Origin of the sequence: Paraburkholderia guartelaensis (assembly GCF_004353905.1) — a bacterium.
GTDB lineage: Bacteria > Pseudomonadota > Gammaproteobacteria > Burkholderiales > Burkholderiaceae > Paraburkholderia > Paraburkholderia guartelaensis.
Genome location: NZ_SMOD01000003.1, coordinates 172101 through 197046 on the forward strand (window position 1 = coordinate 172101; position 24946 = coordinate 197046).

At 59.6% G+C, this 24946-nt stretch carries 24 protein-coding genes; 16 read left to right on the forward strand and 8 right to left on the reverse strand.

Annotation, left to right across the window (positions count from 1 at the left end; translation table 11 throughout):
- The first annotated feature begins 3 nt into the window (after nt 1-3).
- Nucleotides 4-1242 (forward strand): metal-dependent hydrolase family protein, encoded by a 1239-nt coding sequence (locus tag E1N52_RS05220; RefSeq protein WP_133180823.1) that lies wholly within the window; start codon nt 4-6, stop codon nt 1240-1242.
- Between the two features lie 15 nt (nt 1243-1257).
- Here the strand turns inward: E1N52_RS05220 and E1N52_RS05225 are convergent, their stop codons facing one another.
- The 3 genes from E1N52_RS05225 to E1N52_RS05235 all read right to left on the reverse strand — a co-directional run bounded on the left by E1N52_RS05225 (nt 1258) and on the right by E1N52_RS05235 (nt 3174).
- The gene (locus E1N52_RS05225) at nt 1258-1923 is read right to left on the reverse strand and encodes an O-methyltransferase (RefSeq protein WP_133180825.1); all 666 of its coding nucleotides are present in this window, start codon (nt 1921-1923) and stop codon (nt 1258-1260) included.
- Nucleotides 1924-2018: 95 nt separating this feature from the next.
- Nucleotides 2019-2426, reverse strand: coding sequence for a VOC family protein (locus E1N52_RS05230; protein WP_205965573.1), 408 nt, complete (start codon nt 2424-2426; stop codon nt 2019-2021).
- A 181-nt stretch (nt 2427-2607) separates the two neighbouring features.
- The gene (locus E1N52_RS05235) at nt 2608-3174 is read right to left on the reverse strand and encodes a helix-turn-helix domain-containing protein (protein ID WP_133180827.1); all 567 of its coding nucleotides are present in this window, start codon (nt 3172-3174) and stop codon (nt 2608-2610) included.
- 252 nt (nt 3175-3426) lie between these two features.
- On the opposite strand from E1N52_RS05235, the gene E1N52_RS05240 reads away from it, so the two are divergent.
- From E1N52_RS05240 to E1N52_RS05275, 8 genes are all read left to right on the forward strand, one after another.
- Nucleotides 3427-3858 (forward strand): Lrp/AsnC family transcriptional regulator, encoded by a 432-nt coding sequence (locus tag E1N52_RS05240; RefSeq protein ID WP_133180829.1) that lies wholly within the window; start codon nt 3427-3429, stop codon nt 3856-3858.
- 181 nt (nt 3859-4039) lie between these two features.
- Nucleotides 4040-5110 (forward strand): ornithine cyclodeaminase, encoded by a 1071-nt coding sequence (locus tag E1N52_RS05245; protein ID WP_133180830.1) that lies wholly within the window; start codon nt 4040-4042, stop codon nt 5108-5110.
- A gap of 47 nt (nt 5111-5157) precedes the next feature.
- A complete protein-coding gene (gene ctlX / locus E1N52_RS05250; protein ID WP_133180832.1) occupies nt 5158-6099 on the forward strand; it encodes a citrulline utilization hydrolase CtlX in 942 nt (313 codons plus the stop codon).
- A 127-nt stretch (nt 6100-6226) separates the two neighbouring features.
- Nucleotides 6227-7675, forward strand: a complete 1449-nt coding sequence (locus tag E1N52_RS05255) for an amino acid permease (protein ID WP_133180834.1) — start codon at nt 6227-6229, stop codon at nt 7673-7675.
- Nucleotides 7676-7985: 310 nt separating this feature from the next.
- Entirely contained in the window at nt 7986-9152 is a 1167-nt protein-coding gene (locus E1N52_RS05260; RefSeq protein ID WP_133180836.1) for a porin, read from the forward strand.
- Nucleotides 9153-9885: 733 nt separating this feature from the next.
- Nucleotides 9886-11319: a hypothetical protein gene (locus tag E1N52_RS05265; RefSeq protein WP_133180838.1), complete on the forward strand. Its 1434-nt coding sequence runs from the start codon at nt 9886-9888 to the stop codon at nt 11317-11319.
- A 113-nt stretch (nt 11320-11432) separates the two neighbouring features.
- A complete protein-coding gene (locus tag E1N52_RS05270) occupies nt 11433-11948 on the forward strand; it encodes a DUF2867 domain-containing protein (RefSeq protein WP_133180840.1) in 516 nt (171 codons plus the stop codon).
- A 118-nt stretch (nt 11949-12066) separates the two neighbouring features.
- Nucleotides 12067-12450 (forward strand): ATP-dependent protease, encoded by a 384-nt coding sequence (locus E1N52_RS05275; RefSeq protein WP_133180841.1) that lies wholly within the window; start codon nt 12067-12069, stop codon nt 12448-12450.
- A 381-nt stretch (nt 12451-12831) separates the two neighbouring features.
- Here the strand turns inward: E1N52_RS05275 and E1N52_RS05280 are convergent, their stop codons facing one another.
- From E1N52_RS05280 to E1N52_RS05290, 3 genes are all read right to left on the reverse strand, one after another.
- Nucleotides 12832-13122 carry a hypothetical protein gene (locus tag E1N52_RS05280; protein ID WP_133180843.1) on the reverse strand — a complete coding sequence of 97 codons (291 nt, stop codon included), beginning with the start codon at nt 13120-13122 and terminating at the stop codon, nt 12832-12834.
- A 187-nt stretch (nt 13123-13309) separates the two neighbouring features.
- The gene (locus E1N52_RS05285) at nt 13310-14197 is read right to left on the reverse strand and encodes a DMT family transporter (protein WP_281282607.1); all 888 of its coding nucleotides are present in this window, start codon (nt 14195-14197) and stop codon (nt 13310-13312) included.
- A complete protein-coding gene (locus E1N52_RS05290; RefSeq protein WP_133180846.1) occupies nt 14194-15117 on the reverse strand; it encodes a bifunctional helix-turn-helix transcriptional regulator/GNAT family N-acetyltransferase in 924 nt (307 codons plus the stop codon). The genes E1N52_RS05285 and E1N52_RS05290 overlap by 4 nt, the downstream gene beginning before the upstream one ends.
- Before the next feature lie 397 nt (nt 15118-15514).
- Here E1N52_RS05290 and E1N52_RS05295 point away from each other — a divergent pair, with 397 nt between their 5' ends.
- From E1N52_RS05295 to E1N52_RS05305, 3 genes are all read left to right on the forward strand, one after another.
- The gene (locus E1N52_RS05295; protein WP_133180848.1) at nt 15515-17581 is read left to right on the forward strand and encodes a PAS domain-containing hybrid sensor histidine kinase/response regulator; all 2067 of its coding nucleotides are present in this window, start codon (nt 15515-15517) and stop codon (nt 17579-17581) included.
- Between the two features lie 149 nt (nt 17582-17730).
- On the forward strand, nt 17731-18348 hold the full coding sequence (locus E1N52_RS05300; RefSeq protein WP_133181204.1) for a LysE family translocator: 618 nt from the start codon (nt 17731-17733) through the stop codon (nt 18346-18348).
- A 347-nt stretch (nt 18349-18695) separates the two neighbouring features.
- A complete protein-coding gene (locus tag E1N52_RS05305) occupies nt 18696-19229 on the forward strand; it encodes an EF-hand domain-containing protein (RefSeq protein WP_133180850.1) in 534 nt (177 codons plus the stop codon).
- A gap of 84 nt (nt 19230-19313) precedes the next feature.
- Here E1N52_RS05305 and E1N52_RS05310 read toward each other — a convergent pair whose 3' ends face one another.
- Nucleotides 19314-19736: an Rrf2 family transcriptional regulator gene (locus tag E1N52_RS05310; RefSeq protein WP_133180852.1), complete on the reverse strand. Its 423-nt coding sequence runs from the start codon at nt 19734-19736 to the stop codon at nt 19314-19316.
- Between the two features lie 76 nt (nt 19737-19812).
- Between E1N52_RS05310 and E1N52_RS05315 the strand changes: the two genes are divergently transcribed.
- Nucleotides 19813-20787 (forward strand): alpha/beta fold hydrolase, encoded by a 975-nt coding sequence (locus tag E1N52_RS05315; protein ID WP_133180854.1) that lies wholly within the window; start codon nt 19813-19815, stop codon nt 20785-20787.
- Nucleotides 20788-21031: 244 nt separating this feature from the next.
- On the forward strand, nt 21032-21889 hold the full coding sequence (locus E1N52_RS05320; RefSeq protein WP_133180856.1) for an MBL fold metallo-hydrolase: 858 nt from the start codon (nt 21032-21034) through the stop codon (nt 21887-21889).
- A 277-nt stretch (nt 21890-22166) separates the two neighbouring features.
- Here E1N52_RS05320 and E1N52_RS05325 read toward each other — a convergent pair whose 3' ends face one another.
- Entirely contained in the window at nt 22167-22913 is a 747-nt protein-coding gene (locus E1N52_RS05325; protein WP_133180858.1) for an SDR family NAD(P)-dependent oxidoreductase, read from the reverse strand.
- 146 nt (nt 22914-23059) lie between these two features.
- On the opposite strand from E1N52_RS05325, the gene E1N52_RS05330 reads away from it, so the two are divergent.
- Both E1N52_RS05330 and E1N52_RS05335 read left to right on the forward strand, forming a co-directional pair.
- Entirely contained in the window at nt 23060-23968 is a 909-nt protein-coding gene (locus E1N52_RS05330; RefSeq protein ID WP_133180860.1) for a LysR substrate-binding domain-containing protein, read from the forward strand.
- 97 nt (nt 23969-24065) lie between these two features.
- Nucleotides 24066-24818: a Type 1 glutamine amidotransferase-like domain-containing protein gene (locus tag E1N52_RS05335; protein WP_246088962.1), complete on the forward strand. Its 753-nt coding sequence runs from the start codon at nt 24066-24068 to the stop codon at nt 24816-24818.
- The last annotated feature ends 128 nt before the right edge of the window (nt 24819-24946 follow it).

A 24946-nucleotide genomic window follows, 5' to 3' on the forward strand; every position in this document is an offset into this window, starting at 1 on the left:
AAAATGACCATCACTGTTCTCAAAGGCGGCAACGTACTCGACCTCGAGCGCGGCGTGCTGCTCGAACATCACCACGTCGTGATTGAAGACGAGCGCATCGTGGAGGTGACCGATCGCCCCGTCGACCTGCCGAACGCGAACGTGGTCAACGTGCGCGGCAAGACGGTCATGCCGGGCTTTATCGACTGCCACGTGCACGTGCTCGCCTCCAATGCGAATCTCGGCGCGAACGCAACGCAGCCCAATATCCTCGCGGCCATCCGCTCGCTGCCGATTCTCGACGCCATGCTCTCGCGCGGCTTTACGAGCGTGCGCGACGCGGGCGGCGCCGACTGGAGCCTGATGCAGGCCGTGGAAACGGGCCTCGTGCGCGGCCCGCGCATTTTCCCCTCGGGCAAGGCGCTCTCGCAAACCGGCGGTCATGGCGATTTTCGTCCGCGCGGCGATTTGCTCGAACCGTGCTCGTGCTGCTTCCGCACGGGCGCGATCGCGCGCGTGGTGGACGGCGTGGATGCGGTGCGCCTTGCCGTGCGAGAGGAGATCCAGAAGGGCGCCACGCAGATCAAGATCATGGCGTCGGGCGGTGTGGCTTCGCCGACGGACCCCATCAACAATACGCAGTACTCGGAAGATGAAATCCGCGCCGTCGTGGCGGAGGCCGAAGCGGCGAACACCTATGTGATGGCGCACGCCTATACGGGCCGCGCGATCGCGCGCGCGGTGCGCTGTGGCGTGCGCACGATCGAGCACGGCAATCTGGTGGACGAAGCGGCGGCTCAGTTGATGCATGAGTTCGGCGCTTTCGTCGTGCCGACGCTCGTGACCTACGATGCGTTGGCCACGCACGGCGCGCAGTTCGGGCTGCCGCCGGATTCGGTGGCGAAGGTGGCTTCCGTGCAGCAGAAGGGGCGCGAATCGCTGGAGATCTATGCGAAGGCCGGGGTGCAGATGGGATTCGGCTCCGACTTGCTCGGCGAAATGCACGCGTTCCAGACCGGCGAGTTCCGCATTCGTGCGGAAGTGCTCGGCAATCTGGAGGCGCTGCGCTCCGCAACGAGCGTCGCTGCGGATATCGTGAACATGAAGGGCGAGTTGGGCGTGATCGCAGCGGGTGCGATTGCCGACGTGGTCGTGCTGGATGGCAATCCACTCGCCGACATTGGCGTCGTGGCCGGTGAGGGCGAGCGGATCGAATATGTGCTGCAGCGAGGGAAGATCGTGAAGGCGCGGTTGGAGGGCTGATCGCCGCCAACGTTATCACTCGACCCGCATCGACACCTCCACATCCCCGCCGAACGGAATCGAGAGATAGCCATTCCCGGGCGCACGCACGCGCGCGAGATAGTCGGGGCTGTACTCGGCATTGTCCGCGACGATGAAAGCGCCTCGCGCGAGGCGCGACTCGACGCGACTCAAAATGTCGCTGTAGAGCGCCTTCGCGCCATCAAGCAGCAGGAGGTCGATCGAATCGGGCAGGTCTACGCTCAGCGTCTGCAGGGCATCGCCTTCACGGATTTCCACGAGATCGGCGAGCCCGCCACTCATGAGGTTTTGGCGTGCTCGCGCGACCTTGGACGGCTCGAATTCAGAAGTGATCAGGCGGCCGCCGCCATTGTCCCGAAGCGCCGCTGCGAGGTGCAGCGTGGAAATGCCAAACGACGTGCCAAATTCGACGATCGTACGCGCGTTCCCTCCGCGCGCCAGCATATACAGCAGCAAGCCCGTTTCCCGCGAAACGGGAAGCGCAACGTCCTTGAGGCGCCCGTAAAAGTCGAGATAGTCCGTCTTGCTGTGCATCAGCCGTGTGCGCTCCTCGGGTGAGAGCGCGGCCACCGCGGAAATGGAGGCTGGGGAAACGGCATCGGCTTCTTCGAACAGACGGTTCAGCAACGGCGCGAGTTGGGGCGAGGTCAATGTGTTCATGCGAAACTCCTTGAGTTGAAACCGGAACGTGTCGTCATCGCATAGCATGACTAATCATTAGAATGTGGACCGTTCCAGCTTCGCGATCATGCTGGTCAGTTGTCGAACGTGCCGCGATATTCAGGAGCGGCGTCCACGCGAGTATTCATTTCGAACATCACGCCACCCGGCGCGCGGCAGAAAAAGCGCGACCCGCGGCCGTTGTTGAAAATGCCGGTTTCCATTTGTACGCCGTCTGCCGTGAAGCGTTCGAACAAGTCCCGCACGGCGTCGAGGCTCGGCAGTTCGAAGCCCACGTGGAAGTTCCTGGGCCATGCCGGTGCGTCGCCGCTTGCATGGTCGATCACCACGTCGTAGCCGGGACGCTTCAGGATATACGACTGGTCCCACGTTCCCGCTATGGTGAATCCCAGGTGGCGTTCGAAGAAGGCCGCTGTCGCGGCGGTATCGGAAGAGGGGAAGCTCAGGTGATTGAGCTTCATGCCTTGAATCACGTCATGCATCGTCAGTCTCTCATCGTGTGGCGGCGGCCCTATGCCGTTACCGCCTGAGGACTTCAGAATATAAGCAAATGCTCACATTCGGCTACTCGCATTGAGCGTGCCCGCGCCGTGCGCGAAAAACGCCTATGCCATAGCCGATTCGACGATGAAGGAGCGTAGCCGCTGTGGCGCGTGCTCGCATTCAGCGGCGCACGAGCGCCACGACGTACACGCACGGCTCCTTGCCCGGATTGAAGAACGCGCAGTCGGCGGGCGGCCCAAGCTGCAGGCAGTCGCCCGCTTCGAGCGTGTGAACCTGCTCGCCTTCCTCGAATACCAGTGTGCCGCTGCGCACCCAGATCTGCTGATGCTGGAACGTGAACGCCGACGCCGGATACGCAACACGCACCCCGCCCGGCAACTCGATCTCCACCAGCTCGAGCATGCCGCCGTTGCGCGGCGAGACGGCCCGGCGCGTATAGCCGGTTTCGGGGTCCTGCCAGATCTGCTGATCGGCGGCGCGGCTCAAACGCTCGCCGGTTTGCTCGGCAAGCGCGAGCAGCATGGAGAGCTGCAAGCCAAACGCGCCCGAAAGCCGGCCGAGCAAAGTAGCGGTGGGGCTCGCTTCGCCGCGTTCGATCTTGCTGATCATCGCCTTGGAAACGCCCGAGCGCTCGGCCATGTCCGCGAGCGACCAGCCGCGCGATTCGCGCTCGATGCGCACGCGTGTGGAAATGGCGGAGGTGGGGTCGGTGAGCGGTCGGTTCATACCTGGAAGATTGGCGGTCTGGGCAGGGGTAAGTCGATTATACGGGGGCCGCTGGCGGTGTATCGCTTTGGCCGGTTTGACGGCGCCAATGCGCTGCACGTCACGTTTCCAGCTATGTGGCAAACCCGGCAAAATCGGAGATAATCCTGGCAAATTGCCACGCGGAGCCAGCGTTCTGATCAGTTCCCGTGGCGCAGATGCTGGCCCCACGGCATAGTCGCGGCTCCCAGGTTTTAGCCAGGAAAAATGGAAATGATCAGCCTCGACGACGTCGACCGACAGCTCATCGCGCTCCTGCGCGACAACGCCCGCACATCGGTCGTAACACTGGCCAGGCAATTGCGGGTGGCGCGGGCGACTGTCCAGAACCGCATTGCGCGGCTCGAGGAAAACGGCGTGATCGTTGGCTACACGGTGCGCCTGAAGCCCTCCGTGGAGAAGCACCGCATTCGCGCGCTCATGTCGATCGCAGTCGAGGGCAACCGCGCGGCGGATGTCGTGAAGGCACTGCGCGGCTATCCCAACGTGGCGGCCATCCATAGCACCAACGGGCGTTGGGATCTGGTCGCGGAATTGCAGGCCGACACGCTGGAGAGTTTCGACCGGGTATTGGCCTCGATCCGCCTGCTCGACGGCATTGCCAATACCGAAACCAGTATCCTGCTTTCAACACACAAGGCCTGAAGGCCTGAACAGCCCCCCGCCATCAATGCGCAAGATGGCAGCGCGGGTTGGCAAAGTGGCCAGTTTCCTGCGCGTTTTGCCATCTTTGCCATCTTTCTGTTGGCGCGCTTCATCGAAATAATCTCCTCATTGCCTGGCGCACTCGCGCTGCACGCATTCCGGCAAACACAGGAGACATTTCATGACCCGCTTTCTCGACGTTCCTGCCACCAGCAAACTGATCGCGCAAATAGGTGTACCGCGCTGCCTGAGTGAACTCGTCGACGCGCTCGAAAACGACTATCGTCGTTGGGCCGATTTCGACAAATCGCCGCGCATCGCCTGCCATTCCCGCGATGGCGTGATCGAATTGATGCCCGTAGCCGATTCGAAGCTGTTCGCGTTCAAATACGTGAACGGTCATCCCGTGAATGCGCAGCGCGGCTTGCATACCGTGATGGCGTTTGGCGCGCTTGGCGACGTCGATACCGGCTATCCCGTGCTGCTTGCCGAACTGACGCTGACTACGGCGCTGCGCACAGCGGCGACTTCGGTCATGGCGGCGAAGCAACTGGCGCGTCGGGACGCGCGCACGATGGCGCTGATCGGCAACGGCGCGCAAAGCGAATTTCAGGCGATCGGCTTTCATACGCTGCTGGGCATCGAGGAGATTCGCGTGTTCGATATCGACCCGCAGGCGACCGACAAGCTCGTGCGCAATCTCGCGGCGTTTCCACGTTTAAAGCTCGTGCGTGCGCGCTCGACCGCCGAGGCCGTGCGAGGCGCCGACATCGTGACGACGGTTACGGCCGACAAGGCTTATGCCACGATCATCACGCCGGAGATGATCGAGCCGGGCATGCATCTGAACGCGGTGGGCGGCGACTGCCCTGGCAAGACCGAGTTGCACGAGAACGTGGTGCGCATGGGGCGCGTGATCGTCGAATACGAACCGCAAAGCCGTATCGAAGGGGAGATCCAGCAATTGCCGGCCGATTTCCCGGTGGTCGAGTTCTGGCGCGTGCTGCAGGGAGAAGCGCCGGGCCGCGAGAGTGCAGCGCAGGTCACCATTTTCGATTCCGTGGGCTTCGCGCTCGAAGATTATTCGGCGCTGCGCTACCTGTATGCGGGTGCGATGCGATACGGCGTGGGCGACGATATCTCGTTGATTCCGCCCGCGGCCGACCCGAAGAACCTGTTTGCGTTGATTGCCGAACACGTGCCTTCGTCGCCCACGACAAGCGTGGCTGAAACGACTGCGCTGGCGGATTGACCGCACCCCATTACCTGGTTCTCGTTGCCCGAATATCGCTACGCCCTATGAGCCTTCTTTCGATTCAGGCGCCGTCCGCTGTCGTCATGATCCGGCCGCACCGCTTTCACCCCAACCCCGAAACCGCGGCCGACAACGCGTTCCAGTGCGCGGCGCCCGCGAACGGCGCGCTGGCCGCAGACGCCATTGCCGAAGCGGCGCGCGACGAAGTGACCGAAGCGGCCCAACGACTGCGTGATGCAGGCGTGCAGGTGCACATCTTCGACGACTTCGGCGAGCGCAGCACGCCGGATTCGGTGTTCCCGAACAACTGGTTCTCCACCCATCCCGGTGGCCATGTCGCGCTCTATCCGATGTATAGCGGCAATCGCCGGCGCGAACGGCGCACGGACGTGATCGACATGCTCAAGTCCGAGTATCGCGTGCAGGACGTGATCGACTTTTCCGGTCTCGAATACGACGATCTCTTTCTCGAAGGCACTGGGGCGATGGTGCTCGACCATGTCGCGCGGGTGGCTTACACGGCGCGCTCGCGCCGCGCCGATCCGGTTGCGCTCGAACGCTTCTGCACGCACTTCAATTTCGAGCCGATGTGCTTCGACACGGCTGGAAGCAACGGACAGCCGATCTATCACACGAACGTGATGATGAGCGTCGCGACCGACTTTGCGCTGATCGGCCTCGATGTGATCAGCGAAGCTGCGCGTCGCGAGGAGATACAGCGGCGTCTCGCGCAAACCGGGCGCACGGTCATTGGCCTCGACAACACGCAGATCGACAACTTCGCGGGCAACGCCATCGAACTGTCGGGGCGAGAGGGCCGCGTGCTCGCGCTGTCGCGACGTGCTTTCGAATGTCTTTCGGTGCGCCAGCGCCGGCTGATCGAGCGTTCGGCGCAACTCTTGCCGCTCGATGTGCCGACCATTGAACTGGCAGGCGGATCGGTGCGCTGCATGCTTGCCGGCATTCATCTCGCCAAGCGTCATTGAGGGTGCTGTGGTGCGGCGCGAGGGCACAGTGCTGCATCGCGGTTTATCAGTATGACGAACTAAAACACATATCGAGGCTTGCGCGTGCAAAACACAAGCGGCGTGCAAAGCCATGGAAGGAGACACCATGCCAGATCGGCAGCCTGCGCTTCACCGCGGACTCGAAGAACGTCACATCAACCTGATGGCACTGGGCGCGGCCGTCGGGGTCGGGCTATTTCTCGGCTCAGCCAGCGCGATCAGAATGGCCGGTCCGGCCATTCTGGTGAGCTATATGCTCGCAGGCGTGGCCATCTTCGTCATCATGCGCGCGCTTGGCGAAATGGCGGTGGCCAATCCCGTGGCCGGGTCGTTCAGCCGCTACGCGCAAGACTACGTCGGGCCACTCGCCGGCTATCTCACGGGCTGGACCTACTGGCTCACTGCACTGGTGGGCAGCATGTGCGAGATCACGGCAGCGGGAATCTACATGAATATCTGGTTCCCTCACGTGCCCACATGGATATGGACGTTTGCCGCGCTTGGCGCTGTCGGGGCGATCAATTTCGCTGCTGTGAAAGCGTATGGCGAATTCGAGTTCTGGTTCGCGCTGATCAAGGTCGTGACGATTGTGCTGATGATCGTGGCGGGCGCGGGCATGATCGTATTCGGCCTGGGCAATGGCGGCGTGGCGAAAGGCATCAGCAATCTGTGGGCGCACGGCGGCTTCATGCCCAACGGCTGGACCGGCGTATTGAAAGCATTGCCGATGGTCATGTTCGCCTATCAGGGTATCGAGTTGCTCGGCGTGACCGCGGGCGAGGCGCGCAATCCGGAGAAAACGCTGGCGCGCGCTGTCAATTCGGTCTTCTGGCGCGTACTGATTTTTTACGTGGGTGCGCTGTTCGTGATCATGTCGATTTATCCGTGGGATCAGATCGGCACGCATGGCAGTCCGTTCGTACTCACGTTCGACAGGCTCGGCATTCACTACGCTGCGGGCATCATCAATTTCGTCGTGTTGACTGCCGCGCTTTCGTCGTGCAACAGCAATATTTACGGCACGTCGCGGCTGCTCCATAACCTCGCGGAGCAACGGCAGGCGCCCGCCATGTTCGCGCGCATTTCGCCGAATGGCATTCCGGTCGTCGCACTGCTATTTTCGTGTGGCTGCTCGCTCGTGGGCGTCTACCTCAACTACGCGAGTCCGAATCACGTGTTCGTCTGGCTCACGGCGATCTCCACGTTTGGCGCGCTCTGGACGTGGGCGATCATCCTCTTCTCACACTACCGCTTTCGCCGGATGCCTCCTGCCGCTCGTGGCGCGTCGCGCGCGTGCCGCGTGCCGTTGTTTCCGTATGCAAGCTTGCTTGCGGGTGCCTTCCTCGTTGTCGTACTCGGGTTGATGGCACGTTTCGAGGACACTCGCGTGGCCGTGGTCGTCGGGCCCGTCTGGATCGTCTTTGTGGCAACCGTTTATTTTGGGACGGCGCGGCGACGTGCGGGCGTGCAGCGTAAGCAAGACAACGGTACTGACGAAAGTCGCTTCATGGCCAAGAGCGCCATTTCAAGGAAGGCGCCGGAAAACTGCCGGTGAAATCTTCAACGGCGGCTTTTTGGGCGGTGACTGGGGATGAGTACGGTCGGCCGCGGAGCGTCGGTCACAGAATGGCTCGGCCGGGCGTCCAAACGTCAGCGGCAGCCGGAAAGCGTCGTCGATCCGCCGTTGCCGACCTGGCACGGAATAGTCCATCGATCGCCCGCCGCTCAAGACATTGCGCGGTTTGTTACGTTTTCGCGACAGTCTTTTTTTTTTCGTTTCTTGAGTTTGCAGGGGGTGCCGTATCCTCCGGCGCGCAGTAAGGAATAAACCAATCCAAAAGATACTCAGGGACACTGAATTACAGATGAAGAACAGCACCATCAAGGCAACGGTTATCGCTGTTGCCGCTTTCGCCGCATCCTCGGCAGCTATGGCACAGTCGTCGGTCACCCTGTACGGCATGCTGGACGCAGGTATCAGCTACACCTCGAACGTTAATGGCCACTCGGAAGTCGCCCTCGTTGGCGGCGCCTCGGGTTCGAACAAGTGGGGCCTCCAGGGTCAGGAAGACCTCGGCGGCGGCCTCAAGGCGGTCTTCAAGCTCGAGAATGGTTTTAACATTGCCAGCGGCGGCATCGGCGGCCAGGGCCCCATCGGCTCCTCGCGTTCGCTGTTCAACCGCCAGGCCTACGTAGGCCTCACGTCGGAACAGTACGGTACCCTGCGTATGGGTCGCCAGATCGACGCCGTGACGGAAATGGTTCAAGGCCTGACGGGCGACGCCGTTTCGGCTTCGACGTTCTCGACCCCGGGCGACGTTGACAACAACGACAACACGACGAACCAGAACAACGCCGTCAAGTACATTTCGCCGGTATTCCACGGCTTCCAGGCTGAAGGCGCGTACTCGTTCGGCGGCGTTGCCGGTGCGATGGGTTCGGGTCAATCGTGGTCGGTGGCTGCGGACTACGCTCAAGGCGGTCTGACGGTCGCTGGCGGCTACTTCCACGCTGCAAACCAGGGTGAGAACGGCTGGCAGAACGCAACGGCGCAACCGTCGTTCGGTGGTGCCCTGGGCTACCCGAGTTCGGGTTACTACGGTGGCAACGCGTTCAAGAGCGCGGGCATCGCTCAAATCGCTGGCCAATACCAGTTTGGTCCGTACACGGCTGGCCTGCGCTACTCGAACGCGCAATATGAAGGCAACGACGGCCAGGAATCGATCCACTTCAACGTAGTGGGCGCCCTTCTGCAGTACCAGGCAACCCCGGCGCTGTCGCTGGCTGCTGGATACACGTACGTCTACGGTTCGGCAGCTACGCCTTCGCAAGCCGCTGAGGGCCGCACGATGGCGTCGATCAACCAGGCGTCGCTGGGTGCTACGTACGCGCTGTCGAAGCTGACCTCGGTGTACGTGATGGGTGCCTACGTTCACGCTCAAGGCGCGCAGGCTTCGGCTGCCGACTTCGGCAACACGGCATCGGGCGGCAACCAGGTTCAAGCCAACATCGGCATGTACCATCGGTTCTAATCGCAGGATCGCAAGCCTGGGGTAGTGGAAGCACTACCCCAGACAAAGAAAAGCCCGGTAGTGAATTGCACCCCAAAAGTTGGACCTTGGTCCAATCTTTGGGGTGTTTTTCATGGCCAACGAGCGCTCTCGCGAGATGACGCTTCAATCCCCTCTGCGTTTCCGTAAGACCCGCTTCAGGTCGGTTTATGCCGTTTGCATAAGCCATGCGACTCAGGTGCGCGTATTAGTACGCAACCCGTTGCCAGACCACTCAAAGCTCCCATCGAAAACACCATCGCCGCTCCGGGGCGTGTGCTTTGGTCGGCGCGATCGCGGTACAGCGCTCCGCAAACCTCACCTATGCGTTGCCGCAGATGACATCGTTTGCGGTATTCGAATCGCTCGTGCGTTGCCCTTCCGCTGACAAGGGGGAGTGGCCATTGTCCCCTTAGAAAGAAATCAATCCAGGTAGGCGCTGAACGCTGTGAGACCCTGGCGCTAGAGCAATCATTCCGTTGGCGTCGGCTATGAAACGGCGCGAGAATGGGACCCATCGACGTGCGGACGGAGGGCGACCACGTAATCCTCGCGCATCGGCACCAGACAGACGGCGAATGCTCGGAAGAGCGAAGAAAGCACGGTCGGGCTGGACTGGAAGCCATAACGTACGGTGGGTGGCGTGCGTGGTTCGTTCTGCTGTGTGTTTCCATCACCGGGCATACGCGGCCCGACTTTCGAGCGATTGCAAACCATGCACCAGGACCTGATCAACGCCTTGACCATCATTGGCGCCATTTCCCCCGTCGGTCGCCTGAAAATCGAATCTAAATTGCGCGATCTGTCGCAGCAGGATCAGTTGCAGATCGTCGCCTTCATCAAAAGTGCCGACAACCTCGCGTATTTCTGGCAGGGCAGTTGGGTGCAGGTGGCGCGCGCGTGGCTGCTGGTGCGTGTGGTCGAGTGGATCTCGCTGGGTTCGTTCTTGCCGCCCAATGACCAGACGCAGATGACTGGGTGGGTCGGGCAGCTGCGCACTATGGCAGAAACGGTGTTGCGCCAGCAATTGCTCGAGCTGGTCAGCGGCCGCGCCACGCTGGATGCACTGGCGCTGGCGCAATGCAACGTCGATCGACAGTCATGGCAGCCGAAGCCGGCCTTTACTGATCCGCTGGAGCACAACGACAAGAAGTTCTGCTATCTCGTCCATGCCATGCGCCCGAGCACGGGGTTGGTCGCGCCAACCAAAGACACGCTCAAAATGCATGAGTACACGGTGAAAAAGCTGGGGAGTTTCATCGAGAAGGGCAGCAACGGCTCGCTAACGCTGAAATCGGCGGAGCTTTACCTGACCACCCCCAGTACGATCGAAGCTGAGATGCTCAGTTGCTCGCTGATCTGCGAAAACCGCAAAAAGCTATATGGCAACTTCAGCTTCGGTTTCATCCTTCAGGCACCGAGCACCAATATCTGCATCGCGAGCCAGCGTGATCTGGCGATTTCCAACTCTCAGGCGCGTGCCGCGGTGCTTGCCATGCAGCCCACGCCTTTGCACCGGCTGGTGCAGGTAGACGCGTTCCTGGAGTCGCTGCTTGGGCTGTACCAGCAGCCGCTGAAGTCGCCGGCGCAAATCCTGGCGCTCAGTTCGCCCACCGGGCATAACGAAGTCGTGGTACTAGGCTTTGCCGGCAAGGAACGGGTGAAGATTGCCGGCATCTTCGTCAAGGTCACTAGCAAGAACATGCTATGGCAGTCTTTCGTGAATGACGATGCAGCACACTGCCTGCGCGGCATGATTCTGAAGTGTGCCGGTATGTGTCATGTGCCCATCGTGCCGATTCAGGACGATAACGACGAGTGTCCCGGTTCGGAGATCGGCTTCCACGAATGGTTGGAAGGAAAGAAGACCTCACCCAAGCCCGAAAGCAGTCCATCGATCAAGGTGACGCCTTCGGTGTCGACCGCCGGTTCCTCGTCGCTGGTGATTGGTGACACGGTCTCGGTCTACCGCGATCAGAACCTTACCCGCGAATATGACATGATCGCCATTCGTCAGGACGCCCGGATGTATTTGCAGCAAGGCATGTCTCCGGAGCAGGTGCATCGTCAGTTGCACGATCAAGGTGGGTTGCCGCATCAGGTGGTGGAGCGTGTGCTGGAGTCGCTGGGGCATCGCAATTACTTTTGAGCGGTGTGGCGCGCCGGTGTCTTTGCTGGCAGTTGTGCAGGTATGAAACGGTCCGCATTTCGCCCGCAACAATTGCGGTCCCTATTACACTGGAAATATCATTTGGGGTACTCATGACAGACAAAGTCTTGCTGATTCCCACACCAGCGGCAGCAATTCGTGCGTCGGGATTGACGCACATTGATTTCGCCGATGGCTATTCCGTTCAGGCAGATCGAACCTACGTCGATGCCGAACAAGCAGCGCGCGCCGTGTTCGCCGATCCGCCGCACATGGTCCGATGTTTGATGGCCTTGCGAAACGGAATCGTGGCGCCGTTCGGACTAAAGGCAGGTATTGACTTTAGCGATCGCGGGCTGGGCAAGATTGACGTGTTTCCGATTATTTCCAGTACGGGCAGTGAAGTCGTCGTCGGTGGTAACGACAAGCATCTGGATTTTCGGATCTGGATAAGTGTTCAGCCGAATCTGAAGGGATCGGAAGTAACGATTTCAACGTTGGTCAAAATCAACAATCTCCTTGGAAGGGGCTATTTGTTCGTCATCATGCCGTTTCATAAGCTCCTGTCTCGCTCGCTGCTGCAACGGGCGGTTGGTCGGCGCGACGAGGTGTTTCCGGGGGCTATGTAGGTCAAACGCTTTCAGCGCGACAAAATGAGTGTCATGTCGCTCTGTGGGGCCCCGATGAGTGGCGCATTCGAACGAGTGGACTGTGCGATGATGTGCCACGGCCAACATGAGATATGGAATGACAGCTACATTCGACGAGGCAACAACGGCGGCGATCGCCGCGTTCGCCCAACTGGATTTATACACGGCAGTACAGGCGATGCGCGCCGAGGCCGACTACGACCGCGAACGGGACCAATGGATCTCGCGCTACATCGACGAGCACGGCGGCGGCGCGGACGATGCGGCTTACGATGCCTTGCACGCGCAGGCCCAGGCAACCCCGGAATACGCGCAGTTCGTCGCTGCCGTTCGCAGGGAAATCCAGGAATACTTCGGTGTGGCCGACAGTCAACTGGACTGGGTGGTCCTGCTGCGCAATGACGACAGCGATGAGCTTTGGGCAGAGGTCAACCGGCGGCGGAGCGCGCTGGGAACCGGTGAAGTGCGCGGAGATCTCTGACCGTCGTTTGCCATCGAGTTCTCAAGTCGTGCCGGGTGCGAGGCTGGAGTCGGGCCAGCCACGTGATGCGCCTGGTGCTTCGGTGGATGAAGGAAAGGAACACTGGGCGACGGCAACCGCAAGGGACTTGCACAGCCAAATCCCAACGCAGATTGTGGGATTTGACAGTGCAGATATCTTGTCGCGCGTGAGTCGAGGGACGATCGTAACTGCCCGCAGACAGCCAGAATCCGACCTTCGATTTCACCGCCTGAATCGTCGACAACCGTCGTCGCCCCGAATCGCGAAATGCGATGCGGTCACGTGCTCAAAAGCGGGCCTTTCGTCCTGGGCCCACTCTTTCTTTCAATTACAGAACCGCACGCGCGCAACGATGCATGGTCAGGTAAACGCAACCTCTGCCAGGAACGTCGCAAAGTAGTCGTCGTCCAGCCATCCGGAGACATGCTTCGACGCCTCAATGCGCTGGATTTCTCTGTGTCCTTTGTCAGTCAGGACAGCAATCTGGAGTGTTGGAAGGTATTTCGTGCTGGGGGGAGGTTTCTGGTCAATGGTCTGGATCAGACCCTGCGAGCGGAGCGACGTGAAAATTGCCGGCCGTTTGTGCCACGGTATTTGTCGATGCAAAGCAAGTCGAAGAGCTTCAAGTACAGCGCCATTGTTGAATTCCATGAGCATCCTTCTGGTGTTCGACTGAAACGTCCTGCTGGCCCTGGGTACCCACGGTATCACATAATACGGTTCTGCATAATGACACACAGGAAACTCTTCGTGTCCGGCGATGTTGACAATTGACGGTCTGTAGCCGCCGCTCGTCACCCCATACCACATACTGGGGGAGTGCGAAGAAAGTGCCAGGCTAATCTTCCCTGCGTCGCTTTGGTTTGCGCCGTTGGCTGACAAAAAGCCCACTGACTACGAGAGCGACCGCAACGACGAGCGTTGAGCTTGGCCACTGACGTGTCACGACGACTTGAATAACAGCCGCTGTGACAGGGCCAAGAGCCTGAAAACCGACGACGCGGCTCGCATCGAGCCTGCTCAATGCCCACAGCCAGCAGAAGTACCCGACACCGCTCGACAGTCCTATAAAACCGACATTCCCCCATTGCGTCATGGACAGGGTGGGCACCAACGGTTGGGCCGTAATCCAGCATAGGCCGACAAGAAACACCACCGCTGCGCTCATTGCTAGCGCGCTCGTCGGCAATGCTGGGTAGCGCTTCAGAAGCGGCCGATATAGAAGGCTGCACACGGCACCAATCAACGTGGCACTGAGCAGCGCGCTTAACGCACCGGTGTCCCGTGATCCAGGGTGGGCAGACGGTACGCCTAGCAAGATCGCAACGCCTGCGAGAGCGATCAGGAAACCAAACAATTTGTGCAAGCTGAATGCTTCGCTACGACTCGCTACAGCTAACGTCATTGTGAAAAGCGGCATTGTCGAAAAGACGAGCGCGCACGTTGCAGCAGGAAGGATAGCCAACGCATGGTTAAGCAGCACAATAAGCACTGCAAACTGGAATATCCCTAACAGGCTGATAGCAAACGCATCTCGCCGTGCGAAGCGAGGACGCGTTCCGAGCCAAACGGGCGCTGCGAGCACGCCCATGCCAATGAAATAGCGCAGAAACGCTAGCGTGGCCGGCGAAGCCTCGGGGGACACTGCCCGAGTGGATACCATTGCCGCGCCAACCAGGATGCCGGTGGTCGCTGCGGCAAGGGTGGCCGCTGCCCTGGCGCTCACAGATCACGGGCCCAGATCTGACCAGTCAAGTCCTTGCCGAAGCTGTGATGCGACTCCTCTTCCACAAGTTGAAAGCCTGCCTTCTCATAGATTCGCCGTGCGTCCGTCAAGACGCTGTTGGTCCACAGGATCATCCGCTTGTAACCGGCGGACCGCGCGAATCGGAGACATTCGTCAACGAGCCGATGGCCGATTCCCATCCCGCGGGCGCTGGCGTCGACATACAGCAGCCGGAGCTTCGCGGTTTGCGCGTCATGACGTACCACGAAGACTGAGCCCACGGGCGTGCCGTCCCGCTCGGCAATCCAGCATCGCTCCGAGGTGGCATCGTAATCACGGATGTATTTGGCAACGATTTCCGCAACCAGTGCTTCGTACTCTGCGTTCCAGCCGTACTCCTGCGCGTAGAGCACGGCCTGCTTATGGACGATCCATCCCATATCGCCCGGCCCTGGATCTCTCAAAACATAACTTGCGCTCGATTCCCCCAATAAGCCGTTCACCTGCGCCATAGCATCGACGAGTTGCTGTTGTTCGGCATCGGTCAGGCGGTCAAGCATCTCCATGACCTCGTTCCGGGACGCGACGTTTAGCGGTTCAAACGTGTCGCGGCCAAGCGCGGTGAGAGCCAGTTCGCTAACCCGCGCATCCGTCTCCGATCGCTGCTTGACGACCAGCCCCTTTTTTTCAAAGCCGGCGATAACTCGGCTCATGTACCCGGCGTTCAGCCCAAGTTCCCGGCAGAGGTCTGAGGTCGTGAGCCCGTCCCTATGGGCGAGTTCATACAGAATGCGGACTTCGGTCAGGGAAAACTCGCTTTCTAGCAGGTGCTCGTGAAGCACCCCGATCTGGCGAGTGTAGAAGCGATTGAATCGTCGTACGAACTCGGCGCGGGCGATAAGCTGCTCTTGACTGGACATACGTCACCTCTTAGTTGCCTGAGGCAAATTATTGATTGCCTCAGGCAACTATGCAAGCGCCAGTGTTTAATGCGGGTCGCATGGCACCGGGGAAGCGGACAGCCGATGTTCCCGTGCAGATTGACTGACGCTAGCCATTGCACCGTACGTCCACGCCTCAATGCTGTAAAAAGACCGTATTGGCCAAGACCGCAGTGTCGCGGTCGCGTGGCTGTAACGGCGCGACCGCAAAGGCAAAAGTGCCCATTTAAACGGACGGCACATGGCTTGCTCGATCTGAACATTCCAGCTGCTGCAGCAGGCTTTTTTAATCCGCCTTGTCAAAACAAGGTGTCTCAATTGCAGTCCGACAGGGACCGTCCCTAATTAAAGGATTGTCCCCTGATGTCTTTACGTCATGGACACTCCCAATGCGGTGTCGGACGAGGACCTCCAGCTCCTCTTCGAATCAACGCCCACGCCCTTGCTGGTTTTGCGGCCTGATGACGCTTTCACGATCGCAGGCGTCAATGACGCGTATCTCAAGGAAACGCTCACCGTGCGGGACGAAATCGTCGGGAAGCGGCTTTTCGACGTGTTTCCGGACAACCCGGCCGTACCCGAGGCGGACGCAACAATGAACCTGGGCGCGTCGCTCAAGTACGTGGTGGCGACGAAAAAGACGCACACCATGGCGATTCAGCGCTACGACGTCCCGGATAAAGAGCGAGGCGGTTTCGCGTTCCGCTACTGGAGCCCGGTGAACGCCCCGGTTGTCGCGCCTGACGGCCGGCTGCTCTATATCCTCCACCGCGTGGAAAACGTGACCGATTTCGTGCGGAGCCAGCAGGCCAATGAGACTCTTAGAGAGCAGTCGCGGACGCTCGCCGTGGAACTCGGCCGAAGCGAGGCAGAGGCTTCCAGGCGCAACGCGGCCCTCAATGTAACGACGAGTGCGCTTCAGCGCATGACAGCCGATGCCGAAGCGTGGCGCCTCGGGGAAGAGAAATTCAAACTGGTCACGGACGCGCTGCCTCAGATGGTCTGGACTGCATTGCCGGATGGGTACATCGACTACCATAACCAGCACTTTTACGACTTTACTGGCGCGACGCGGGAATCGACGGATCGCGGCGAATGGAAGATGTTTGTCCACTCTGATGACTGGGCGAACGTCGAAGAGACCTGGGGCCGAAGTCTGGCGACCGGACAGCCCTATGAAATGATGTTTCGCGTGCGCGAGCATACCGGTGAATATCGATGGACGCTGGCTCGCGCAATTGCCGTGAAAGGCGACAGTGGTGCGATTTTAAAGTGGGTCGGTTCGAACACCGATATTCACGAGAGGGTTCTTGCGGCGCAGGAACTGCGGGAGACCAATCGACGCAAGGATGAATTTCTCGCGATGCTCGCGCACGAACTGCGCAATCCGCTTGCGCCCATTCGCGCCGGGGCCGAGTTGCTTCCCGAGGTAAGCGGCGACGAGGCTCAGGTCAATCGAGTCGGCAGTATGATTCGCCGGCAAATCACTCACGTAATGAGTCTCATCGATGACCTTCTGGAGGTCTCTCGCGTCACGCAAGGCCTCGTTTCTCTCGAGAAGGTCAATCTGGACTTCCGGCAAGTCGTTGAAGAGTCCATTGAGCAAGTTCGTCCTCTCATTGAAGCGCACAGACATCGTTTGACCGTCGAGTTGCCGGACGAGGCTGTCTGCGTCTTCGGTGATCAAAAGCGGCTCGTGCAGGTTCTAAGCAACCTCTTGAACAACGCCGCGAATTACACCCCGGACGGCGGGCGCATCTCGTTGACCGTGGAATGTTCGCCGAGTGAAGTCGTAACAACCGTCAGGGACAACGGCATCGGCATGACGTGCGAGTTGTTGCAGACAGCGTTCGACCTTTTTCAGCAAGGAGAACGAACGAGCGAACGTAAGGAAGGCGGTTTGGGGCTGGGGCTTGCGCTCGTCAAAAGCATGGTCGAGCAGCACGACGGGAAAGTTGTTGCGAGAAGTCCGGGACGTGGAAGGGGCAGTACGCTTGAGGTCAGGCTTCCCCTTGCGCCAGGCGAGCCTGAGACAGTGACGGTGAACCATGTTATCGAGCAGGCGCCGGTCGAATATAAGCGGCGGCGCGTATTGCTCGTGGACGACAACGTCGAAGTGGCCGACGCCCTCGGGATGGTGCTCGACATCATGGGCAACGAGGTGGCAATCGAGCACGACGCACAAGGCGCGCTCGCGCGGGCCGCGAAAGAGGCGTTCGACTTCTGCATCCTCGACATCGGCCTTCCAGGAATGGACGGATACGAGCTGGCACACCACCTGCGAGCGTTGCCGGGCTGCGGGAGGGCAGTCTTTGTGGCCCACACGGGATATGGTCAGGAAGAGGACAGGAAAAAATCTGAGGCGGCCGGCTTTGCCCATCATCTCGTCAAGCCAGTAGGTATCCAGGACCTCCAGAATGTTCTCAACCACAGCGGCCACTAGCTCCTGGGGGCGCGATGCCTCGACCACGCCCACGTGCAGGTTGCCACGGGATCCAGGTGGCCAACAGCGGTCAGTCGTGAATTGCTTCAGAATACCGGCTGATGACGCAACTCCACGTTTTGTACAACCGCAATTCACTGAGGCTACATATGGTTAATTCGTCTGCTATTGCGACAGTCTTTTCTGTCTATGCGGCGGCTGTCGTCATACCTGGGCCGAACTTCGTCGCAATCACCCAGAAGGCGGTAGGCGGCAGACGCGCCGATGCGCTTGCGCTTGTCGCCGGGATCGTCGCGGTGAATCTGTTCTGGGCGACTTGCGCCATCCTTGGCATCGGAATGGTGTTCGCTATTTTCCCGTGGCTCGCTGTCGGTATCAGGCTTGTTGGCGCGGCCTATCTGATCTGGTTCGGGCTGCGGCTCATTGTGTCGGCACGGGCAACTCCCTCAGGAGCACGTCACCCAACGAAGGCGCCTCTGTTTCGTGCCGCGTTCCTGCAAGGTATCGCGACAAATATCGCGAACCCGAAGTCCATCGCCTTTTATGCGGCGGTGTTTTCCTCAGTGGTGCCCACGCACGTTTCCATGCCGACGTTCTTCGCGATGCTTGCTACTGTCGGTGCAATAGCGACGTGCTGGTACGGAGCCGTCGCGCTCGTTCTATCGCACGCGGCGATTGCGACGGCTTATCGTCGCGCGAAGGCATGGATCGACCTCACATGTGGAGGGCTCATGATTGTGCTGGGAATCCGGCAGGCATTTCGCTAACAAAGCGCACGGCGGAGCCTATGTGAATGGCCGCTTTGGTGGGCGACCGTCACTTGCGGGCCGTACTCTGCCGATCGCCGCACGAAGACGGGCCTCCGGACTCGCGCGGAACGCATGAGTCAGCAGTCGGCAATAGATGGTCCTTTCCTCGCATGGGCGATCCGTCTGTGAGGCGGCCGTTTGGCATCTAAACAGAATCGGCTTCATGCGTCGATCGCGTCTGCCTTTTGTAGAGATTTGTACAACGCCTAAAGTCAGATGAAATGCAACCGTAATCCTGAGTGAATGTCTGCACGGTCGTACGGCATTTGCGGCCCACCAAACACAATTCATCAAAGGATTCTGTAATGTCCATGTCTTCAGTGAACGGTTCGACCTCTGCTTACGAGGCATATTTCAGCTTCGCGCAAAAGCAGTCGGCTTCGTCGGACTCGCCCGATCGCGCCACGCTCAACAGCTTTTCAACCCAAAAAACGGTAACGGCCATCAATACGAGTACTGGCGCGGCCGAAACGCAGACACTGCGCGCGACGCCGCTCGCGGTTGCATGGGCGCCCCAGATGTTCGTGCAGGGCGACAAGAACAACGACGATTCCCTGTCGCTCGACGAGTTCCAGGCTCAACTCTCGCGCGCCGGCGTAGGAGCCGACGACGCCAAGCAGCTTTTCAGCAGCTTCGACACGTCCGACGACGGTCAGGTATCGCTTACCGAGTTCGTGACGGGCGTTAGCAAGAGCATTTCGAGTGGAAGCCAGGTGTTCAACGATCTTCTGGATTCCTATACACGAGACGCAGACGGCAATCTGGATCAAGCCAAAACCGATAACTTCCTGAGCACCGGCCTGAGCCTGGCCGAAACGTTCTGGAAAAATCTCGGCTAGCTGGGCCACTGCCCCTGGCGGCCAGAAACGGTCGTACGCGGCCTACAGACAGACGACTGCCACCGCGCCAAAAGTGGACACCCCTTAGGGCTTCGGCACCTTCACGTACCGCGCTATGACGGAAAGACGCATTTGCGCGAAACGTCGGAGCAATTCGTCCTCTGCCGAACTCAGTGCATCGTCGAGGAACCGGTTGACGGCTGACTCCACCGGGCAGGCCGGATTGTCATCCGCCGTACCGATCGCGAATGCGCTCTTGGATGCGATTGCAGCATATATGTCACGCACGGTGAGATCGCCGAGTTCACGACGGAGAGCCCAGCCTCCCCCCGGTCCAACGATCGACTCTACATAACCGGCCGCACGCAGCGCAGCCATAGTGCGTCGAACCAGCGACGGCTGAGTGTGCAGCATTTGCGCGATCGTCTCGGAGGTGGTTGTGCCGCCCCGCAGGTCCATGTGTATGAGGACGTGAAGAAGCCGGGCCAGCCGTGTATCTCGTTGCATGTTTCTTGAAGCAAGTTATTCGTGACATTTGATGTTACGATTTCGCGTGACTTAACGCAACCATCGGAGCGCGATCGTGTACGCATTTACTCAGTCCTTCATCGAAACCAATGGCGTCCGCCTGAGCGTCGCCACCCAGGGAGCGGGGCCGCTAGTCCTGCTTCTTCATGGGTTTCCTGAGACGTCGTACGCGTGGCGACACCAATTGATGGGCTTATCGAATGCGGGCTTTCGCGCAGTCGCACCGGATCTGCGGGGCTTCGGACTCAGCGATTGTCCGATTGAACCAGGGCGGTATACGACGCTCGACATCATCGGTGACCTGGTGGGCATCATGGACGCGCTCGGAGAGAAAAATGCTGTCGTGGTGGGAAATGACTGGGGCGCAACCATTGCGTGGCAGGCCGCGCTGTTGCGCCCCGACCGCTTTCGCGCTGTCGTGGCGCTCGGGGTTCCCATGATGGGCCGAGCCCCGATCTCGCCGAGCCGGATATTTCCGCAAACTGAACAAGCGTGGTTTTACACGCATTACTTCTCTCAACCCGGGCAAGCCGAGAGCGAACTCGAGCTCGACGTTGCCGCTACACTGCGTAAGCTTTATTTCTGGGCATCAGGGGACGCCGGCCCGCGCGACCAGAAAACACCCAATCCTTTTGGACTCGTTGCGAGGCAGGCGGGACTCCTCGGCGCTCTGCCCGAACCTGCGTCGCCACCCACATGGCTCGATAAGGCCGACTTCGACGCTTTTGTGCGGGCATACAAGGCGTCGGGGTTTCGCGGCGGGCTGAACTATTACCGCAATCTCGACCGTAACTGGGAATTGCAGGCCGCCTTCAACGGCCTCCCGGTCCAAACTCCCGCCCTTTACCTGGTCGGGGAATACGACACCGGGCTGGCGATTCCGGGCATGCGCGAAATCATCGGCGACATGCGCAAGCTCGTGCCCAACCTGCGAGATTCTCAAATCATTAAGCGAGCGGGTCACTGGCTGCAACAAGAGGCCCCGGACCTCGTCAACACCGCCGTAATCGAGTTTCTGCGCAACCTTTAGGAGCCGTTGACCGCATGCAGATCTGTATCGGCCGTTCGCTCAAGGGTGAGCATTGGCCGTCCCGGGTCGATCTGGCGCCTTCGCCGGCGGCCCAAATAACGTGCAATAACGGTTGGTCAAGAGGTGAAGTGCTACAAAGCTCACGGCTCCGACTTCCTCCCGTTGCTCCGGTCGTGTCTTAGTGGTTGAAAGGTCTATGATGGAACTGTGAGGTTGCCATGCGTTGTCAGGACCCGAGCATCGAATGAAGCCACCACGCAATACCGACTCCGCGCCTGGAGAGTGGTATATCGACACAGCATGCATCAATTGCGGTGCATCGCGTCATGTCGCGCCTGGGCTGATCGTCGAGCGAAACGACAAAAGTGTCTTCGTTCGCCAGCCCGGCACGCCGGAAGAACAGCTTGCTGCCTGGCGGGCGGTGTTCGTATGCCCGACAGCATCGGTACGCAGCGAAACGAAGCAGCTTCGTCCGAACGCGGCGATCTTTCCACAGCAGATCACACCAGGCGTGTGGCGCTGCGGATTCAACTCACGCTCATCGTTTGGCGCACATTCTTATTTTGCCTCTCGCGCGGACGGCAATCTGCTGATCGACTCACCGCGCTATGCGGCGGAGCTCGTTAAATGGTTCGACGACGCCGGTGGCATCGCACACATTCTTTTGTCGCATCGTGACGACGTCGCAGACGCGGACAAATACGCGCGTCGATTCGGCGCGCGCGTCTGGATTCACCGCGAGGACAGCTCGGCTGCCCCCTATGCAACGGATCTACTCGACGACGTGTCGGCGCCGACCATTGCGGCCGGCGTACAGGCAGTCCCCGTTCCCGGTCACACTCGGGGTAGCGTCGTGTATCTCCTCGACGATCGCATTCTCTTCTCGGGTGATTCGCTTGCCTGGAGCCCACGCGAGCAGGACCTCGTCGCATTCAGGGACGCGTGCTGGTACTCATGGACCGAGCTCACCGAATCGCTCGGCAAGCTGGCCGTGTATCGTTTCGAATGGCTGCTTCCTGGTCACGGCTGGCTCGCACACTTGCCGGCCAAGGAAATGAGTGCTCGCTTGGTCGCATTAGTTGCACGCATGCGAAATAGTTGAAGTCGCTGGAATAGCTCGTTCCAGCATGAGGCGCTTCGAATCCTCGCTGATTCCGGCCCCGCAATGAGGTGGCAAGAGTCGGCCATAAACGGACGGCTGACGTAGATGCTTGAATTGCCGACAATCTACACTTCCGGCATCGCATAGTTCTGCTACATATCGGCCGAGCGCGACAACAACCGCCGGCAGTCGGCGAGGTGAAGGAGCGGCATCGTCGGTCGGGAGGCGGCCAGGAAGCGACTATCGCCACCGTTCATCGAGCAAAGTTGCCCGGGGTTCACAGCGTTTGACCATTTTCCACTTTTATAACCTGTCCTGTCATTGATTCTGCTTTAAGCAGCATCAAGGCTGTTTCGGCAATGTCCTCAGGTGTGGAGACGCGTTGTAACGCTAGACTTCCCGCGAGCATTCGCATTTTTTCCTCATTTCCTGCCCACCATCTTGTTGCGACTGCCCCTGGCGCCACGCAATTGACCCGAATCGCTGGAGCCAGTGCACGAGCGAGTGCTTTTGTGAGTCCGTGAACTGCTGACTTGGATACTGCATACGGAAGTGAAGACCCGTATCCGGTTTCGCCAGCGATACTGCCGATGTTCACGATGGCACTGCCAGGCCTCTTTCTGAGGTAAGGTGCCGCTGAACGGCAGCAATGAAACGTGCCCTTTACATTGACGGCGACGAGCGAATCCCAAATGTCGTCAGATATCGCATCGAGGTCATCAAAGCGAAGCTGTCGCGTAATCCCAGCGTTATTTATCAAGTAGTCAATCCCATCAAAAGCGTCAGCTACAGCGCGTGTCATCACTTGCACCGCAGAGTCGTCTGCGACATCCGCTTTCAGCGCAATGGCCCGGCCACCGCTTCCGGTAATCGACTCCCTGGTCTCCAGCGCCTCCTGTTCGCTTTGTGAATAGATCACCGCCACGGCAGCCCCTCTCTTTGCCAGCGCCACGCTGATTGCCCTTCCAATACCTGTGCCGCCCCCCGTCACAATCGCTGTTTTGCCGCGGAATTCATCTGACATCTTCGATCCTTACGTTTTGATTGATAGATCACGCGAGTTCGCTTCGATCTTCGCCATCGATTTGACGACGTCATTGTTTCGCAGCATCATCGTCCCGAATATCAAAATTTTTCTGATAATCGTTCGAAAAAAAAGGATCATTCGAAGTGTCCCGGACCAATTTCGACATTGCAGCACTACGCACCTTTGTCACCGGCGTGGAACTTGGAAGCTTTGCAAAGGCGGCGAATCGGGTTGCGCTTTCAACGTCGGCGGTAAGCGCACAGATCAAGAAGCTCGAGGCGCAGGCCGGAACCGCTCTCTTCAGGAAATCAGGGCGAAACCTGGCGTTGACCGAAGAAGGCGAAGCGATGTTCAGCTTCGCGCGCCGGTTAATTGACCTCAACGACGAGGCCGGTATGGCAATCCGTAGTGCCTGCCTGGACGGCTCGGTGCGACTGGGACTTCAGGAGGAGTTCGGCGAGACGATACTTCCGGACGTGCTCGGCCGGTTCGCGCGCCAGCATCCCAAAGTTCGGATTAGCGCACGGGTAGCGGGCAACGCCGAGCTTCTTCAGCGCGTTGACTCAAACGAGCTTGACCTGGCGCTGCTCTGGGGAAGCGCGGGCTCGCTCGAAGCTGCTCGACGTGCGAAGACGCACGTCGAGCAGATCGTGGAACCGCCTATGTGCTGGATCGGTTCGAAGGCATTCCCGTGGCACGCAGACAGCAATGATCCAGTACCGCTGGTGGCATTCGATCGTCCATGCCGGTTCTTCAGTGAGGCAATCGCGGCGCTCGACGCCCGGAACATTCGGTGGCGCGTGACATTCACGAGCCAGAGCCTGGCGGGGCTGTCTGCGGCAGTAGCTGCCGGTCTCGGTCTGACTGTCCGCACGCGATACGGTTTCGGTGCTAATGTGCGCGTACTCGACGCATCTTCTCTTGGGCTTCCGCCACTGCCATCCCTGCCGCTAGTTCTCGTGCGCAACACAGCAATTCAAACGGCTCCAACAGAACGGCTTGCTGCCATCATGGTGGAATCGTTGCGCAACTTCCTCGTCGACGAGGCCTGAAAGCGTCCTCTAAAGGCCGAACAGCGGACATTCTGGCCACCAGTCGGCATGACTGCAACGGGTCGAGCTATGCCTCTCGCATCAAGGACGATGCGAGTTGACCGTCGCGCTTGATCGTGGGACACAGTCGGCCAGCAAGCGACATCCGACGAGGTATTCCAATTCGTGGGCAATCCAAAAACAATTTGAATCCGCTGGAGACTTCGCTGTGCGCATGTATCTTTCATCCTTCGATGTGGGCGCCAAACCAGAACAACTCGTCGGCTTGGTCGGCGGTCAATTGCGAGCAGCAATCGTCGTCAACGCACTTGATCATCGCGAAGCAGCGCGCGCGCAATGGCTGGAGAGTCAGGCAACAAAACTTCGAGCACTAGGGTTCACGGTGCAAGAACTCGATCTTCGGCAGTTCTTCGGAACAACTAGCCGCATAGGCGAGACACTCGAGCAGTTCGACGCGGTATGGGTCAACGGTGGGAACGCATTCATACTTCGCAGGGCGATGAAGCAGAGCGGATTCGACGTCGCGATAGCGGATTTGCTGGCACGTGACAGGATCGTCTACTCGGGTTTCAGTGCAGCAGTAGTGATCGCGTCGAGCACGCTGCGCGCACTCGATCACGTCAGCGACCCCATCGAAGTTCCTCCGGGATACGATCCGGCCGTGGTCTGGGACGGGCTCGGAATCTTGCCGTTTTCCCTCGTCGTGCACTTTCAATCCGATCATCCCGAGTCGGAAGCGGTCGGTGAGGAGGTCGCATTCTATGAGCGCCACCAAATGCCATATAAAACCTTGAAAGACGGCGAGGTTTTTGTAATGGACAGCACGCGGAGCGAGATCGTTGGCCCGTGACGTGCCGTTGCGCATGACCGGTTGAATCCGCCGCCATCTACGGCCGCTCGACCAAAGTCGGAAAGGGACAATCGAGCGTCAGCAGTACGCTTTGACGTGACACACACAGTCGATGTCGCGAGCGCTGC